Origin of the sequence: Rhabdochromatium marinum, from assembly GCF_016583795.1 — a bacterium.
Classification (GTDB): Bacteria; Pseudomonadota; Gammaproteobacteria; order Chromatiales; family Chromatiaceae; genus Rhabdochromatium; species Rhabdochromatium marinum.
Genome location: NZ_NRRS01000042.1, coordinates 17,853 through 33,092 on the forward strand (window position 1 = coordinate 17,853; position 15,240 = coordinate 33,092).

At 58.8% G+C, this 15,240-nt stretch carries 13 protein-coding genes and 1 pseudogene; 3 read left to right on the plus strand and 11 right to left on the minus strand.

Features of this window, described 5'->3' with window-relative positions; genetic code table 11:
* Positions 1–16 precede the first annotated feature (16 nt).
* The 4 genes from carB to CKO36_RS12190 form a co-directional block, all read right to left on the minus strand.
* The gene (gene carB / locus CKO36_RS12175) at positions 17–3,223 is read right to left on the minus strand and encodes a carbamoyl-phosphate synthase large subunit (RefSeq protein WP_200284332.1); all 3,207 of its coding nucleotides are present in this window, start codon (positions 3,221–3,223) and stop codon (positions 17–19) included.
* A 133-nt stretch (positions 3,224–3,356) separates the two neighbouring features.
* On the minus strand, positions 3,357–4,505 hold the full coding sequence (carA, locus tag CKO36_RS12180) for a glutamine-hydrolyzing carbamoyl-phosphate synthase small subunit (RefSeq protein ID WP_200284333.1): 1,149 nt from the start codon (positions 4,503–4,505) through the stop codon (positions 3,357–3,359).
* Between the two features lie 124 nt (positions 4,506–4,629).
* A complete protein-coding gene (locus CKO36_RS12185; RefSeq protein ID WP_200284334.1) occupies positions 4,630–4,851 on the minus strand; it encodes a DUF2835 family protein in 222 nt (73 codons plus the stop codon).
* 6 nt (positions 4,852–4,857) lie between these two features.
* Positions 4,858–5,622, minus strand: coding sequence for a c-type cytochrome (locus CKO36_RS12190; protein ID WP_200284335.1), 765 nt, complete (start codon positions 5,620–5,622; stop codon positions 4,858–4,860).
* Positions 5,623–5,996: 374 nt separating this feature from the next.
* Here CKO36_RS12190 and CKO36_RS12195 point away from each other — a divergent pair, with 374 nt between their 5' ends.
* The 3 genes from CKO36_RS12195 (at position 5,997) to CKO36_RS12205 (ending at position 11,060) form a co-directional block, all read left to right on the plus strand.
* Complete coding sequence (locus tag CKO36_RS12195; protein ID WP_200284336.1) at positions 5,997–8,948, plus strand: ribonucleoside-diphosphate reductase subunit alpha; 2,952 nt, start codon at positions 5,997–5,999, stop codon at positions 8,946–8,948.
* Positions 8,949–8,988: 40 nt separating this feature from the next.
* Positions 8,989–9,543 (plus strand): hypothetical protein, encoded by a 555-nt coding sequence (locus tag CKO36_RS12200; RefSeq protein WP_200284337.1) that lies wholly within the window; start codon positions 8,989–8,991, stop codon positions 9,541–9,543.
* 215 nt (positions 9,544–9,758) lie between these two features.
* The gene (locus CKO36_RS12205; RefSeq protein WP_420826327.1) at positions 9,759–11,060 is read left to right on the plus strand and encodes a ribonucleotide-diphosphate reductase subunit beta; all 1,302 of its coding nucleotides are present in this window, start codon (positions 9,759–9,761) and stop codon (positions 11,058–11,060) included.
* Between the two features lie 25 nt (positions 11,061–11,085).
* On the opposite strand, the gene CKO36_RS12210 is transcribed toward CKO36_RS12205, so the two are convergent.
* The 7 genes and pseudogenes from CKO36_RS12210 to CKO36_RS12240 form a co-directional block, all read right to left on the minus strand.
* Positions 11,086–11,511 (minus strand): CBS domain-containing protein, encoded by a 426-nt coding sequence (locus tag CKO36_RS12210; RefSeq protein ID WP_200284339.1) that lies wholly within the window; start codon positions 11,509–11,511, stop codon positions 11,086–11,088.
* Positions 11,508–12,776, minus strand: coding sequence for an SO_0444 family Cu/Zn efflux transporter (locus CKO36_RS12215; protein ID WP_200284340.1), 1,269 nt, complete (start codon positions 12,774–12,776; stop codon positions 11,508–11,510). The genes CKO36_RS12210 and CKO36_RS12215 overlap by 4 nt, the downstream gene beginning before the upstream one ends.
* Positions 12,777–12,834: 58 nt before the next feature.
* Positions 12,835–13,134: a YMGG-like glycine zipper-containing protein gene (locus CKO36_RS12220; protein ID WP_200284341.1), complete on the minus strand. Its 300-nt coding sequence runs from the start codon at positions 13,132–13,134 to the stop codon at positions 12,835–12,837.
* 83 nt (positions 13,135–13,217) lie between these two features.
* Positions 13,218–13,454, minus strand: coding sequence for a glycine zipper domain-containing protein (locus tag CKO36_RS12225; protein ID WP_200284342.1), 237 nt, complete (start codon positions 13,452–13,454; stop codon positions 13,218–13,220).
* 112 nt (positions 13,455–13,566) lie between these two features.
* Complete coding sequence (locus CKO36_RS12230) at positions 13,567–13,968, minus strand: Rap1a/Tai family immunity protein (RefSeq protein WP_200284343.1); 402 nt, start codon at positions 13,966–13,968, stop codon at positions 13,567–13,569.
* Between the two features lie 88 nt (positions 13,969–14,056).
* Complete coding sequence (locus tag CKO36_RS12235; protein WP_200284344.1) at positions 14,057–14,956, minus strand: NAD-dependent epimerase/dehydratase family protein; 900 nt, start codon at positions 14,954–14,956, stop codon at positions 14,057–14,059.
* A gap of 43 nt (positions 14,957–14,999) precedes the next feature.
* Positions 15,000–15,240, minus strand: a pseudogene (locus tag CKO36_RS12240) (RNA-guided endonuclease TnpB family protein); the annotation flags it as partial.

Genomic DNA, 15,240 nt, shown 5'->3' on the forward strand with positions numbered 1-15,240 from the left:
ATGTCGCTGCGGATGTTTAGTAAAGATCCTGCAAGCGGTTGGTTCTTAAATCGCCGGACTGCTCCAGCGCCAGGCAGGTGGCCTCGGCGCCCGCCATGGTGGTGGTGTAGCTCACTTTGTACTGCAAAGCGGCGCGGCGAATTTCGGCCGAGTCGGCAATGGCTTGCACGCCTTCGGTGGTATTGACGATAAAACTGATGTCCTGATTCTTGATCATATCGACAATATGCGGCCGCCCTTCCTTGACCTTGTTCACCCCTTCGCAGTTCAGGCCCACGGCGCGCATCGCCTGCGCCGTGCCGTGGGTGCCATAGAGCTGAAAGCCCAGCGCAATCAGGCTGCGCGCGACCCGCTCCAGGCGACTTTTGTCGGCATCCCGCACACTGAGCAACGCCTTGCCACGCGCCGGCAGCTTTGTGCCGGCACCCTCCACCGCCTTGCCAAAAGCCTCGCCAAAGGTCTCGCCGATGCCCATGACTTCGCCGGTGGATTTCATTTCCGGTCCCAGGACAGTATCGACGCCGGGGAACTTGATAAAGGGGAACACCGCCTCTTTGACGAAAAAGTGCTTGGGTCGCACCTCGCTGCCCAGTCCCTGCTCGGTCAGACTGCGACCCACCATGCAGCGCGCCCCGACCTTGGCCAGCGGCACACCAATGGATTTGGACACAAAGGGAACGGTGCGCGAGGCGCGCGGATTGACTTCCAGAATGTAAATATCATCGTCCTTGATGGCAAACTGGGCGTTCATCAGCCCGCGCACCCCCAGCGCCAGGCCCAACTGGGTCATCTGCTCGCGCAGCCGATCCTGCACGCTGGCCGACAGGGTGTAGGGCGGCAGTGAACAGGCGGAGTCACCGGAATGCACCCCAGCCTGCTCAATGTGCTCCATGATGCCGCCAATCAGCACCCGCTCACCGTCGCACAGCGCATCGACATCGATCTCAATGGCATCCTCCAGAAAGCGATCCAGCAGCACCGGAGACTCGTTTGACACACTCACGGCTGAGCGAATGTAGCGCGCAAGTTCCTGATCGTCGTAGACCAGTTCCATGGCGCGGCCACCCAACACATAGGACGGGCGCACCACCAGGGGATAGCCGATGGCAGCGGCCTGATTCAGGGCTTCGTCCTCGCTGCGTGCGGTGCAATTCGGCGGTTGCTTGAGTCCGAGCTGATGGATGAGCTGCTGGAAGCGCTCGCGATCCTCGGCCAGATCAATGGAATCCGGTGAGGTGCCAATAATGGGCACTCCGGCGGCTTCGAGATCGCGTGCGAGCTTCAGCGGCGTCTGGCCGCCGTATTGCACAATCACTCCAAAGGGTTGTTCCTTCTCAACAATTTCCAGCACATCCTCCAGGGTCAGCGGCTCGAAATAGAGCCGATCGGAGGTGTCGTAGTCGGTCGAGACGGTTTCCGGATTGCAGTTGACCATGATGGTCTCAAAGCCATCTTCGCGCATGGCAAAGGCGGCATGCACGCAACAGTAGTCAAACTCGATGCCCTGCCCGATGCGGTTGGGTCCGCCGCCGAGCACCATGATTTTCTTGGCCTGCGTCGGCTCGGCTTCGCATTCTTCCTCATAGGTTGAATACAGGTAGGCGGTGCTGGTGGCAAACTCAGCGGCACAGGTATCGACGCGCTTAAAGACCGGGCGAATGCCCAAACTCCAGCGCTGCGCACGAATCCGCTGCTCGCTGACGCCGGTCAGTGCAGCCAGTCGCCGGTCGGAGAAGCCCTTGCGCTTGAGAAAACGCAGCCGGGCGGCATCAAGGGCGGCGAAGCCCTGAACCTTAATCTCGTGGGCGACGTTCACCAGGTCTTCGATCTGGGCGATAAACCAGGGATCAATGCCGGAGAGTTCCAGGATTTCCTCGGCGGTCATCCCGGCGCGCATGCCATCGGTGAGGTAGAAGATACGCTCGGCGCCCGGCTGGGCAATTTCGGTACGCAGCCGCTTGATGGTGATCGGATCGGCCAGATCGAGCACGTTATTCAAGCCGTCCTTGTCGGTCTCCAGCCCGCGCAGCGCCTTTTGCAGCGACTCCTGGAAGGTGCGGCCGATGGCCATCACCTCGCCGACCGATTTCATCTGGGTGGTCAGATGGGCATCGGCGAGGGGAAACTTCTCGAAGGCAAAGCGCGGCACCTTGGTGACCACATAGTCGATGCTGGGCTCGAAGGATGCCGGGGTGGCGCCGCCGGTGATCTCATTGCGCAACTCATCCAGGGTATAGCCGACGGCCAGCTTGGCCGCCACCTTGGCAATCGGAAAGCCGGTGGCCTTGGAGGCCAGTGCCGAGCTGCGCGATACCCGCGGATTCATCTCGATGATGATCATGCGCCCATCGGCCGGATTGATGGCGAACTGCACATTCGAGCCGCCGGTGTCCACGCCGATCTCGCGCAACACCGCCAGCGAGGCGTCGCGCATGATCTGATATTCCTTGTCGGTCAGAGTCTGGGCGGGCGCAACTGTGATTGAGTCCCCGGTATGCACACCCATGGGGTCGAAGTTTTCAATCGAGCAGACGATGATGCAGTTGTCCGCGTGGTCGCGCACCACCTCCATCTCGAATTCTTTCCAGCCCAGCGCGGATTCCTCGATCAGCAGTTCGCGGGTTGGCGACAGATCCAGTCCGCGCCGACAGATGGCCTCAAACTCCTCGCTGTTATAGGCAATACCGCCGCCGCTGCCGCCCATGGTGAAAGACGGGCGGATGATGGCGGGATAGCCGATCTGCGCCTGCACCTGAAAGGCTTCTTCCAGACTGTGGGCAAGCACCGAATGCGGCATATCGAGCCCGATGCGGCGCATTGCCTGGCGAAACAGATCGCGATCCTCGGCCTTATCAATGGCCTCGCGCGAGGCGCCGATCATCTCCACCCCATAGCGCTCCAGCACCCCATGACGGGCCAGATCCAGCGCGGTATTCAGCGCCGTCTGTCCACCCATGGTCGGCAACAGGGCATCCGGGCGCTCGCGCTCAATGATGCGCTCAAGCATCCGCCAGTTGATTGGCTCTATATAGGTTGCATCAGCCATCTCCGGGTCGGTCATAATGGTGGCCGGATTGCTGTTGACCAGAATGACGCGAAAGCCTTCCTCACGCAGTGCCTTGCACGCCTGGGCACCGGAATAATCAAACTCGCAGGCCTGACCGATCACAATGGGTCCGGCCCCAATGATCAGGATGCTATGGATGTCGCTACGCTTTGGCATGAGCTGGCTCTTGCTGGCGCTGCCGCGCGAACTGTGGCGCCGCAGCAGGTTCTCGTCATAAAGGCGTACAAGCCTTCGTTGGGTATCGTCGGCGGCTGTGGATTGGGGCCGCCGCCAGGCCGCCCGCGCTGGCTCAGGCGCTGCGGTATTCGCGCATCAGTTCAGTAAAGTGCGCAAACAGTGGGGCAACATCATGAGGACCGGGACTGGCCTCTGGATGCCCCTGAAAGCCAAAGGCCGGGCAGTGGCGATGATGAATGCCTTGCAGGGAACCATCGAACAGCGACCGATGCGTGGCAACCAGGGTCTCCGGCAGGCTTTGCTCATCGACTGCGAAGCCATGATTCTGACTGCTGATCATGACCCGGCGGGTGGCGAGCTCCTCCACTGGGTGATTGGCCCCATGATGACCGAATTTCATCTTCAGGGTTTGTGCGCCACAGGCGAGACCCAGCAACTGGTGGCCCAGGCAAATGCCAAACAGCGGCACCCGGGCCTCAAGCAGCTCCCGAATCGCGGCAATGGCATAGTCGCAAGGTTCCGGGTCACCGGGACCATTGCTGAGAAACACCCCGTCCGGCTGTAAGGCCATGACCTCCGAGGCCGGGGTTGTGGCCGGTACCACGGTAATCTGGCAGCCCAGGTCAACCAGGATGCGCAGGATATTGCGCTTGATGCCGAAGTCATAGGCAACCACCCGATAGGATGGGCCTGATTCATTGGAGGCTTGACTGGAGGCATAGCCGTGCTTAACTGTCCAGCCACCTTGATCCCAGACATAGGATGCGGTCGTGCTGACCTCACGCGCCAAATCCGCGCCCTTGAGACCGCCAAAGGCACGCGCGGCCGCCAAGGCTTGGGCTTCATCGATCCCCTCCCCTGCTTGCAGGCAGCCACTCTGTGCGCCCTGCTCGCGCAGCCGCCGGGTCAGGCGCCGCGTGTCGATGTCACTGATCGCCACCACAGCCTGCTCGCGCAGATAGTCGCCAAGCTCCTGCTGTCGGCGCCAGTTGCTCGCCAGCACCGGCAGATCGCGCACAATCAGCCCGGCGGCTTGGACCTGAGGGGATTCTTCATCCTCGGCATTGGTACCCGTGTTACCGATATGCGGGTAAGTCAGGGTCACCAATTGGCGCCGGTAGGAGGGGTCGGTCAGGATTTCCTGATAGCCGGTCATGGCCGTATTGAATACGACCTCACCGACACTTTCTCCACAGGCGCCAATGGCGGTCCCACGAAAGACCGAACCGTCTTCCAGAACCAGGACGGCTGATGATTGCACAAAAATCTCCGAGTGGCAGATAGGGTCAAAGCAGAAGCAAGGGGTCAGGACGGAATCTTACCTGTAAGGTGCGAAGGCTGTCTAATGTGCGACGCTCCCATGCGCCGGCTGGCGCCATCCCTGGCTAAGCGCAGCGCTGCACCTCAATCAGGCGATGGTCGTCGGTGACCAGAACACGAAAATTCCCTTGCAACCCTTGATGAGTGATAAAGCGTCGAAAAGCTTCTGCCGGCAATTCGATGCGCTGGCCATTGCTGGCGCGAACGCTGATGCGGCGCGAACGGCCTTCGTAGAAGGCGAGCATATCATCGCGTGGAATCCACAAAGAGAACTGATAGGTCTTCACTGCTGGTCACTGATCGAAAATACCCTCGGGACCCGGCAGGGGGGGCATCGGTGGTGGCGGCGGTGGGATTGGCGCCCCCTGCATGGCATCACGCACATAGTTCGGGAAGTCTGGATTCATCCAGTTTTCGGTTGCGAGCTTGTCTGCCGGCGGGCGCAGACGCGATACATAATCCAGCACAGCACCTTCCTGCTGCTGGGTAAAACTCTTGATCTGTTTGATCATTTTCTCATCTGCATTCTTGCGCTGGCCACTGCGGATGGCATCGAACTGCCGCACCAGATACATAAAATGCTGACCAGCAATGGCCGGGATATGATCCTCGGCATCGCCCTGGCCGCGCTCGCCATGGCAATCCACGCAATTGTCCTGATACAGCTGTTCACCCAGCTCCAGATCCACGCCTGGGCCGACGCCATTGTGGGGCGCCATCGGTAACTGCTCAACATAGGCCGCCACATTAGCCATTTGCTGTGGTCCTCCCAGGATGCGCGGCACCGAGAAGGGGTACATCAGCGGGTTTGTGCGATTGCCGGCGCGAAAATCCGCCAGTTGCTTGATGATCACCGAGGCCCGCTGACCGGCAATCTGTGGATACATGCCATCCATGGTGCCCCAGCCTTCGGGGCGATGGCAGACGGCGCAGGTCAGATAGACCTTGCGTCCGCTGTCTAAATCCGCCGGCTTTGCCAGCGCCTGTTCATACTCAGCCAGCGCAGCCGCTTGCTCAGCCTGCCCCGCCTGCGCCCCTGGCATTGCAACCACCAGCATCAGGCCCAAGCCGACACCCAAGCCCGAATGCCCGAGTCTCTCATGCCATATCTGTCGTGCTGTTCGCATCATCCGCCTCCTCGGTTCATTGCTCCGTTTGTCGGTTCAGAAAAAAGTATCGCACCCCCGGCACCGCCTTGTCTCGAGTTCCACCAACAGGCTCGCTTCCCGCGCGTTTCACCGGCACCAGCGTTGGAGTTTCGCGCCCTTCAGGCAACTGTTGCCCACAAGTTATCAACAGGATATCCACAGGTTGCGAGGAAGCATCTACCCGGTTTATACACAATATATTGTGGTTGACACTGCTTAAAGACACTATATATTGTCTTTATTGCGCAAATTTTCTGCATTGCTGCTTTTGGAGCATTTTCCTCATGGCTACTGCAACTCCCACCGCCTCCGCAACGCCACTCGCCACCGTCGAGCCGCATCCACCGCGGTTTTCGGTGGTCCGTTCGCACCCGGCTTCCAGCCCATCACCAGCCGCGCATCAGCCGGGACAGGTGCAGGTCATCCGTCGCAATGGCACAGTCACCCACTTCGACCCGGCCAAGATTAAAGTCGCCATGACCAAGGCGTTCCTCGCCGTTGAGGGTGAGCATGCCGCCGCTTCCAGTCGCATTCACGATCAGGTGGAGCAGCTTGCCGAGCAAGTCACCAGCGCACTCACCCGTCGGTTGCCAGGAGGTGGCACGGTCCATATTGAAGATATCCAGGATCAAGTCGAACTGGCGTTAATGCGTGCCGGTGAGCACAAGGTTGCACGCGACTATGTGCTCTATCGCGATGCCCGCGCCCGTAAGCGCGCCGCCGAAGTGCAAGGCTCCCAGGCCGTGCAGGCCACCGAGGGCTTACATGTCACGCTGGAAGACGGCACCCGGGTGCCGCTTGACCAGGCTAAGCTGGCCCAACTGGTCACGGAAGTCTGCACTGGACTCGATGCGGTGGACCCGCAACAGGTGCTTGATGATGCCTGTCGCAATCTGTTCGACGGGGTGCAGGCGTCAGACATTGATCAAGCGCTGATTATGGCGGCGCGCGCGCGAATCGAGCGCGAACCTGCCTATAGTCAGGTGGCCAGTCGCTTACTGCTTGAAGCCCTGCGTAAAGAAGCGCTGGGATTTCTCAACCTGCCAACTGCCACTTCTGGCGGCACTGACTGGGCGCTTGGCTACCCTGACTACTTTCGTGCCTACATCAAACAAGGCGCTGAGCTGGAACTGCTCGATTCCGAGTTAACGCGCTATGACCTGGCTCGACTCGGCGCGGCCCTCAAACCGGAACGCGACCGGCAGTTTACTTATCTTGGCCTGCAAACACTGTACGACCGTTATTTTATTCACAACAATGGCGTACGTTTTGAACTGCCGCAGGCCTTTTTCATGCGCGTGGCCATGGGGTTGGCCATCAATGAACTCGAACGTGAAACGCGGGCGATTGAGTTCTATGAGCTGCTGTCGAGTTTTGATTTTATGAGTTCGACGCCGACCTTGTTTAATTCCGGCACCCTGCGCCCGCAATTGAGTTCCTGTTATCTGACCACGGTCGCGGATGATCTTGACGGTATCTATGCCGCCATCAAAGATAATGCTTTGCTCAGCAAATTCGCTGGCGGACTGGGCAATGACTGGAGCCGGGTGCGTGGCATGGGCGCACATATCAAGGGCACCAATGGCAAGAGTCAGGGCGTGGTGCCTTTCCTAAAGGTAGCTAATGACACCGCAGTCGCGGTCAATCAGGGTGGAAAACGCAAAGGCGCTGTCTGTGCCTATCTTGAAACTTGGCACATCGACATAGAGGAATTCCTCGAACTGCGCAAAAACACCGGCGATGACCGACGCCGCTGCCATGACATGAACACGGCCAACTGGGTGCCGGATCTGTTCATGAAGCGCGTGGCCGAGGAAGCCGACTGGACCCTGTTCTCACCTGATGAAACGCCTGATTTGCATGATCTGACCGGCCAGGCCTTTGAGCAGGCCTATGTAGCTTATGAGGCGCGCGCGCAGGCAGGCGAACTCAAGGTCAGCAAAACGCTTAAGGCGGTTGATCTGTGGCGCAAAATGCTCGCCATGCTGTTTGAGACCGGGCATCCCTGGATCGCCTTTAAGGATCCCTGCAACCTGCGCTATACCAATCAGCATGCCGGGGTTGTACACAGCTCCAATCTTTGTACCGAGATTACCCTGCACACCAATGATCATGAGATTGCTGTCTGCAATCTTGGCAGCGTGAATCTCGCCGCCCATGTCAACGAGCGTGGTCTGGACACCGAGAAGCTCAGCAAGACGGTGCGCACCGCCATGCGCATGCTCGACAATGTGATTGACTACAACTTTTATAATGTGCCCCAGGCGCGCAACTCCAATCTGCGCCATCGGCCGGTCGGACTGGGGCTCATGGGCTTTCAGGATGCGCTGTTTAAACTGCGTATTCCCTATGCCAGCCAGGAAGCGGTGCGCTTTGCCGATCACAGCATGGAAACGCTGTCCTATTATGCCATTGATGCCAGTTGTGAACTGGCGCGGGAGCGCGGCTGCTACTCCAGCTATCCAGGGTCGCTCTGGAGTCAGGGCATCCTGCCCATCGATTCTCTCGAACGACTTGAACAAGGCCGTGGCGGCTACCTGCAAGTGGACCGCGACAGCACGCTCGACTGGGACAGCCTGCGCGAGAAAGTCCGCACCCAGGGCCTGCGCAATTCCAACTGCATGGCCATTGCCCCCACCGCCACCATCAGCAATATCGTCGGCGTGAGTCAATCCGTCGAACCAACCTATCAGAACCTGTTCGTCAAATCCAATTTATCCGGCGAGTTCACCGTCGTGAATCCCTATCTGGTGGCTGACCTAAAAGCCATGGGCTTATGGGACAGTGTCATGGTCAATGATCTCAAGTATTACGACGGCTCGGTGCAACCCATTGATCGCATTCCTGAGGAACTCAAGGCACTCTATGCCACTGCCTTTGAAATCGACCCACGTTGGCTGGTTGAAGCCGCCAGTCGCCGCCAGAAGTGGCTCGACCAGGCCCAGAGTTTGAATCTTTACATGCGCGAGCCGAGTGGCAAGAAACTCGACAACCTCTATAAGCTTGCCTGGGTACGCGGATTAAAAACCACCTATTATCTGCGCTCCATGGGGGCTACGCATGTTGAGAAGTCCACCATGAGCGACAGCGGGCGCGCCAATCAACTGAGCGCTGTTGGTGGCAGCTATCAGTCACTCAATCCCAGCAAGTCAAAGACGACAGATACGAGCACAAGTCCACCAAACACACCGAACGCTTGCTCGATCCTGGATCCAGACTGCGAGAGTTGTCAGTAACAGCCAGCGCGCTAGGGCATCGAAATTGGAGGGCATCCCAATGAACTTTACTGAAGTCTTGGACGTATTAAACGACGCCAGTTTATTCGAGCTCTATCGCCTGGACGCTGCAATACGTAATCAACTCGAAAACCCGGCACGGATTGCCGCCGTTAAGCAGGCGCTAACCCAGGGGCAACGGGTTCGCTATTTCGATGATCGTGAAAACCGGATCGTCGAAGCGCGCCTGCTTCAAATCAATCGTACCCGTGTGCTGGTTCAGAATATCGCGGATGGGCGCAATTGGACCCTGCCCTTTTACATGCTCGACCTTGACGGCACGGACGTTGACATTGCCGCCCAGTCCAAGCGCGGTCTGGACAAAAACAGCGTGCGTGTGGGTGATCGCGTAGCCTTTCGTGATCGCCAAGGCCGCGAGCAGTTCGGTGAGGTGATTAAACTCAACACCAAAACCGCTGGCGTCATGGTCAACAACCGGCGCTGGCGCGTCGCCTACAGTTTGCTCTCCCCGATTATCGAAGCCGAAGCAGAGGCTTATACCGACCCTGAATTACTCAGTGACCCGCGCGTTTTTGACAATAACCACACCGAATGAACCGGCAGTTAAGACAGAAGCACGCGCAAGCCAATCACCACCAACGCCCCCGGAGACCAATTATGCTGAACTGGGACGATCCTTTGGCCGATCTCAAACCCGAAGCCCGCCACCTGCCGCCTTCAGCCAGTGATTCTCTTGCCACGCACGGCACTGGACCAGACGCAGACTGGGAGGATGGTGCCACTGATGATAACCCAGGGAATTCCCTGTTAATGGCAGGGGAATGGAGTGTTCAGGCCAAAACCGCGTCGTCACATGCCACTCATGCCCCGCGTCCAGGACGGGGCCTGGTCGAGAACAGTGCGCTTATGGCAACGGCTGGTGCAGCGCCGGTTGTGAACCCCAATCCCCTGCCCGCGCAGCCATCACTGCTGGATGATGACAGCCTGCCGTCCTGGCCTAACCCGCCGCAACATGCCGATTTAGATTCGTCTCCCGAACCCAAGTCCGAGCCAGCCGGGGGGGCGACGGGCCTGGAAGACCTGACCATGGGGGCCGGTCGCATCCGCGTGGATGACAAACGCATCATCAACTGCCATGCCGATTTAAATCAACTGGTGCCCTTTAAGTACGACTGGGCTTGGCAAAAATATCTGGATGCCTGCGCCAATCACTGGATGCCGCAGGAAATCAACATGAATGCGGATATCGCGCTCTGGAAGGATCCCACTGGGCTAACGGAAGACGAGCGCACCATCATTAAACGCAATCTGGGATTTTTCTCGACCGCCGACTCCCTGGTGGCCAACAATCTGGTACTGGCCGTTTACCGGCACATCACCAATCCCGAATGCCGGCAATATCTGCTGCGCCAGGCGTTTGAGGAAGCACTACACACCCACGCCTATCAATATGTGGTTGAAAGCCTGGGTCTGGATGAAGGGGAGATCTTCAATATGTACCGGGAGGTGCCATCGGTAGCCCGCAAGGCGGAGTGGGCGCTGCCCTTCACCCAGTACCTCGCCGATCCACATTTCAAAACCGGCACGCCCGCCAATGACCAGCGTCTGTTACGTGAGCTGGTGGCCTTTTATGTCATCTTTGAAGGTATTTTCTTCTACGTCGGCTTCGTGCAGGTCCTGAGCATGGGCCGACGCAACAAAATGACCGGCACCGCTGAGCAATTTCAGTACATCCTGCGCGATGAGTCCATGCACATGAACTTCGGCATTGATGTAATCAATCAGATCAAACTGGAGAATCCCCAACTCTGGACGGGAACCTTCACCCAGGAACTCAGCGATATGATCCGCGAGGCCGTGGCCATGGAAGCCCAGTACGCGCATGACACCATGCCGCGCGGTGTGCTGGGGCTGAATGCGGCGATGTTTGAGGAATATCTACACTTTATCGCCAACCGGCGCTGTGCGCAGATCGGGCTGCCAGAGCAATACCCCGGCGCGACCAATCCCTTCCCCTGGATGTCGGAAGTGCTGGATCTGAAGAAAGAAAAGAACTTCTTTGAAACCCGCGTCACTGAATATCAGACCGGTGGTGCCCTGTCCTGGGACTAATCCGCCAATCTGTGATCACTCTGTGTTATTTCAGCAGCACACGAATGGCTTTAATAAGATCGCGCAAGGTCAGAATGCCCTGCAGCTTCCCATTGTCGTCAACTACAGGAAAACAGGAGACATGATGCTCTTCGAACATCTTGAGTGCCTGGCATAAGTCCTGGCTTTGATCAATTAAAATCGGGTGCCGGGACATCACCTGGTGGACCGGGCGCGTGAGCGCCGCGCGATCCTGGCTGTTCTCAGCGGCGGTTCCCAGTCCGGGGCTGAGCGCTTTGAACAGATCCCGATCCGTTAAGAGGCCATAGATTTCGTCTTCCTCAACCACTACCAGATGATGAAAATGGGTATGGTCGAAAATATCCTTGATCACCGCCAAGGTGTCATCCATCTCGACCGTGACCACCGGCGTTGTCATCAGCTCTTTGATACTCGGACTGGATTGGCTCATGAGATCTGTTTCTTCAGCGTTTTGAACTGAAACCCGGCCTGCTCGATAGCTTGCTGCAAGCTGGCCGATTCGACATTCCGGGCGCTGACCCAAACCTGCCCAGAGCTAAGCTCAGGTGTGGCTTCTTCGACCTGATCCAGCGCCTCAAGGGCTTGTTTGACACTGGCGACGCAATGCCCGCAAGTCATACCACCCACTTGCAGCACCAGTTGACTGGTTCCTTCCGGCATTGCCGCCCGTTCAGCCGCCTGTGACCTTTGGTGCCGCTGCCGCTGGCGGCGATATTCGAGCAATCCCAGCAATCCCAGCAGCAGCAGTGTTGCAGCCACATTCAGCCAACCGCTGTGCTCCGCGTGCTGATGTGCGCTGCCCAGATTGATACTCAGCAGTTGCTCAAACAACAGGCCAAAGGCTAGGCTGGCACCGATGACTGTGGCCAGATACAGCATCGTCACGCGGCGGCCAAGGGTACGGTAAACCGCACCAATGGTCGCAATATTCGTCGCCGGACCCGCCATCAAAAACACCAGCGCCGAACCGGCCGGCAGCCCGGCAGCGATCAGCGAGGCCGCAATGGGCACTGAGGCGGTGGTACAAACATAGAGCGGCAGCGAAATGGCCAGCACCACCAACAGACCGCGCCATCCACTCGACCAGGCCTGGCTGGCAAAGAAGTCTTCCGGCGTCAAGGTGGTGACCAGCGCCGCCGCCAGAATACCGAAGATAAGCCAGCGATCAATGGCGCCCAGCAGGTCAAAGATTGCATAGCGCAGCGCGCCCAGCAGACCACGTTCGTGCTTGGACACGGCGGATATTTCTGGTTTTGCTGCATTAGTCACCGCGTCTGCTGTTGTGACAGGCGCCGGGGCGAAGCGATTGGTCAGCAGTCCACCCGTGATTCCGGTCACAAAAGCGGCGATCAGCTTAAAGATGGCAAAGGGCCACCCGAGAAAAGCTGCACTAACCAAAATGGAATCCACTCCGGTCTGTGGTGTGCTAATCAAAAAAGACGTGGTCGCGCCTGGCGAGGCACCATCCCGGCGCAGCCCCAGTGCGGTGGGAATGACACCGCAGGAGCACAGAGGCAAGGGAACCCCAATCAGGGATGCGCGCAGCACGCTGTGCCAGTCATTGCCGCTCAGACCGCGCTGCACAAATCCGGTCGGCAAATAGGCATGCATTAGCCCGGCGATGAGCAAGCCGAGCAACAGCGACGGGGACAGCTCCAGCAGTACCTGCCAGAGCGACTGAACAAAACTCAGCATACGAGATCCGTCTCCGTCTCAGAGCGCGGCAAGCCGCGCACCACGACAGCCGAGCTTATCATCCGGCAGGGCCATAATAGGTGTTGTTGCGATACTGACGGCGATCCCGGCGTCGATCCCGCTGCTCAGCCCTTTTCTGATCCTGATCATACATATAGCCGCCAACGCCACCAATACCGGCCCCGATGGCAGCACCCTTGCCGGCATTGCCACTCATGGAACCCACCGCCGCACCGGTTGCCGCCCCCAGTGCCGCGCCACCCGCCGTACGTGAACCGGTGGTGGTTCCACATCCTGACAGACTTAACCCAAGCAGGGTTATGGCTGTGAATAGGGTAAGCGTTGAAAAAGCCTTCATCCCGTCTCTCCAGATCATGTGACCAGCTGCATTCGTCCCACCCTTGCGACCGTTAGCAGAACGGCAGCAGGACTTCGATTGATTTAGTCGATATAGCCTTTTTCATGCTGATCGTACAGATAGCCACCAAGCGCTCCGGCACCGGCACCAATGAGGGCTCCAGCACCAGCATCGGCGGACAGGGAGCCAATCAAGGCGCCACCTGCCGCCCCCATGAGTGCGCCACTGCCCGCACGCGAGCCAGTGGTAGTGCCGCAGCCTGCCAGGGATAAAGCCATAACCAGTGCGCCGGTCATCGCAAGCAAAGAAGCGTGTTTCATGATCTTAATACCTCTACAAAGTTAATCCTTTTGTTCAGACCGCAGCGACGGGCTTTAGTGCCAGCGCAGCGCTGAAGCGTCACAAGCTGAGCCACTCATGGGCAGGGATTTATCAGGGGCAGGGATAAGCAGTGGACAGCGCCCGCATCAAGCCGACGACCGGCTGTTCGCCCCGGAGCTTCTTGTTGCTATGATTCTTAACCCCCCACCCGATAAAGGCCTGCCGGGCGTCCTCAATGGTGACGGTTTCGTCGTAACACAGCAGCGGCTTGAGCCCCTTACGCCCCACGACCTCATCGTGATACTGCACGGTCGCTTCAATGAAGGCACGACAGGCCAGAGCCGCCGGGACATGTTCCGGGACATCGGGCGGCGTGGTGCAGACTTCGTAGAGGTCTTCAGTGGTGTCGAAGCCAAAGTCGTCTGGATCGGTCGCCAGCGCCGCGCCGGAGGACAGCATCAGCAGGGCCGCACCCGTCGCGACATAACGCAGAAAATGAGCAAGTGTTTTCATAGCTGGTTATTTCCAAATAGCAGGTTGACAGACAAAAACGGAGCCAGCACAAGCCGGCACCGAGGTTCAAAAATCCCACAGCGAGCGATCAAGCCCTGGCATCCGCGTGCTGCGCGCGCACTGCGGACAGTCCAGCCGCCAAATTCGGATAGCGCAGCTCAATCCCAAGCTCAGTGCGCAGGCGCTGATTGTCGAGCCGCCGTGACTCGCGCAGGTACGACAGCATACCAGCGGATAATTGCTCACTTGCCTCTTCCAGGTCAATGAGCGGCGGTGGGGGCAGATCGGCGGCAGCGGCCACTTGCAGAAAGTAATCGGTCATGGAGCTGGGATGGCCATCGCAAACATTGTAAATAGCACCCGCTGGTGCCCGCTGCAAGGCGGCCAGACAGATTTCGACCAGATCTTCGGCATGGATGCGATTCGACCAGGGCGCCTGTTCAGCCTTGACCATCGGCGCTCCCTGGCGCAGGCGCTCCAGCGGCAGGCGATCCGACGCATAGATACCCGCAACCCGCAAGATGATCAGGTCCGCGCCACTGGCCGTTGCCCAGGCCTGCAAGCGCCGTTCGGCATCGACGCGACGCTCAGAACGCGCAGCCGTCGGACGCAAGGGCCAGCTTTCATCCACCCAGGCGCCGGCACAATCACCATAGACACCCGTGGTGCTGATATACAACAGCCGTTGGGGATGGCCGTGGCGCTCGAAATGTTCGATCAGACGCGCGGTGCGGGGATCCTCGCGCCCATCCGCCGGAGGCGGTGCGAAATGAAACAGCCGCGTCCCGGCGCTGGGCAAGGCATCAAGCGCATCGCTGTCCAGATCAAGCTGCAATGGCTCACCACCAGCGGCAGCAATGGCCGCAAGAGTCGCTTGGTGCCGGGCCACCCCAAGGGGCGGCGCGGGCGGCGCATCCGTCAGCTCAGCGAGGCGCCGCAGCAACAGTTGTCCGACATAGCCGCAGCCAAGAATAATGTGTCTATTCAAGTTCCACCTGTTCCGAATTTCATACTCGAAAGTGCTCATTCGGTCATTCGCTCTCCGTTGATAGCACCCGATTTTGTCCGGGCGAGCAACTGGAGTCCTGGTTGAGCAGTCCCAACCGGAGGGGCTCAGTCCGGGCTTGCAAGATCGCCTTCACCGTTCGATACGGCGTGAACCGCTCGATGTCCGGGTCGGACAACCGTGCCAGCACGTTTCGCGCAGCGTTCTGATCCGCCTGCAACACAACCCCGTCGAAACAGTGAAACCGATCCCCTTGGCGGCGGCCC

Excerpts from the sequence above, each read along its gene's own strand:
- carB (WP_200284332.1), bottom strand. The coding sequence starts at position 3,223 with ATGCCAAAGCGTAGCGACATCCATAGCATCCTGATCATTGGGGCCGGA.
- CKO36_RS12190 (WP_200284335.1), bottom strand. The coding sequence starts at position 5,622 with ATGCTGGTGGTTGCAATGCCAGGGGCGCAGGCGGGGCAGGCTGAGCAA.
- CKO36_RS12195 (WP_200284336.1), top strand. The coding sequence starts at position 5,997 with ATGGCTACTGCAACTCCCACCGCCTCCGCAACGCCACTCGCCACCGTC.
- CKO36_RS12200 (WP_200284337.1), top strand. The coding sequence starts at position 8,989 with ATGAACTTTACTGAAGTCTTGGACGTATTAAACGACGCCAGTTTATTC.
- CKO36_RS12205 (WP_420826327.1), top strand. The coding sequence starts at position 9,759 with ATGGCAGGGGAATGGAGTGTTCAGGCCAAAACCGCGTCGTCACATGCC.
- CKO36_RS12210 (WP_200284339.1), bottom strand. The coding sequence starts at position 11,511 with ATGAGCCAATCCAGTCCGAGTATCAAAGAGCTGATGACAACGCCGGTG.
- CKO36_RS12215 (WP_200284340.1), bottom strand. The coding sequence starts at position 12,776 with ATGCTGAGTTTTGTTCAGTCGCTCTGGCAGGTACTGCTGGAGCTGTCC.
- CKO36_RS12220 (WP_200284341.1), bottom strand. The coding sequence starts at position 13,134 with ATGAAGGCTTTTTCAACGCTTACCCTATTCACAGCCATAACCCTGCTT.
- CKO36_RS12225 (WP_200284342.1), bottom strand. The coding sequence starts at position 13,454 with ATGAAACACGCTTCTTTGCTTGCGATGACCGGCGCACTGGTTATGGCT.
- CKO36_RS12230 (WP_200284343.1), bottom strand. The coding sequence starts at position 13,968 with ATGAAAACACTTGCTCATTTTCTGCGTTATGTCGCGACGGGTGCGGCC.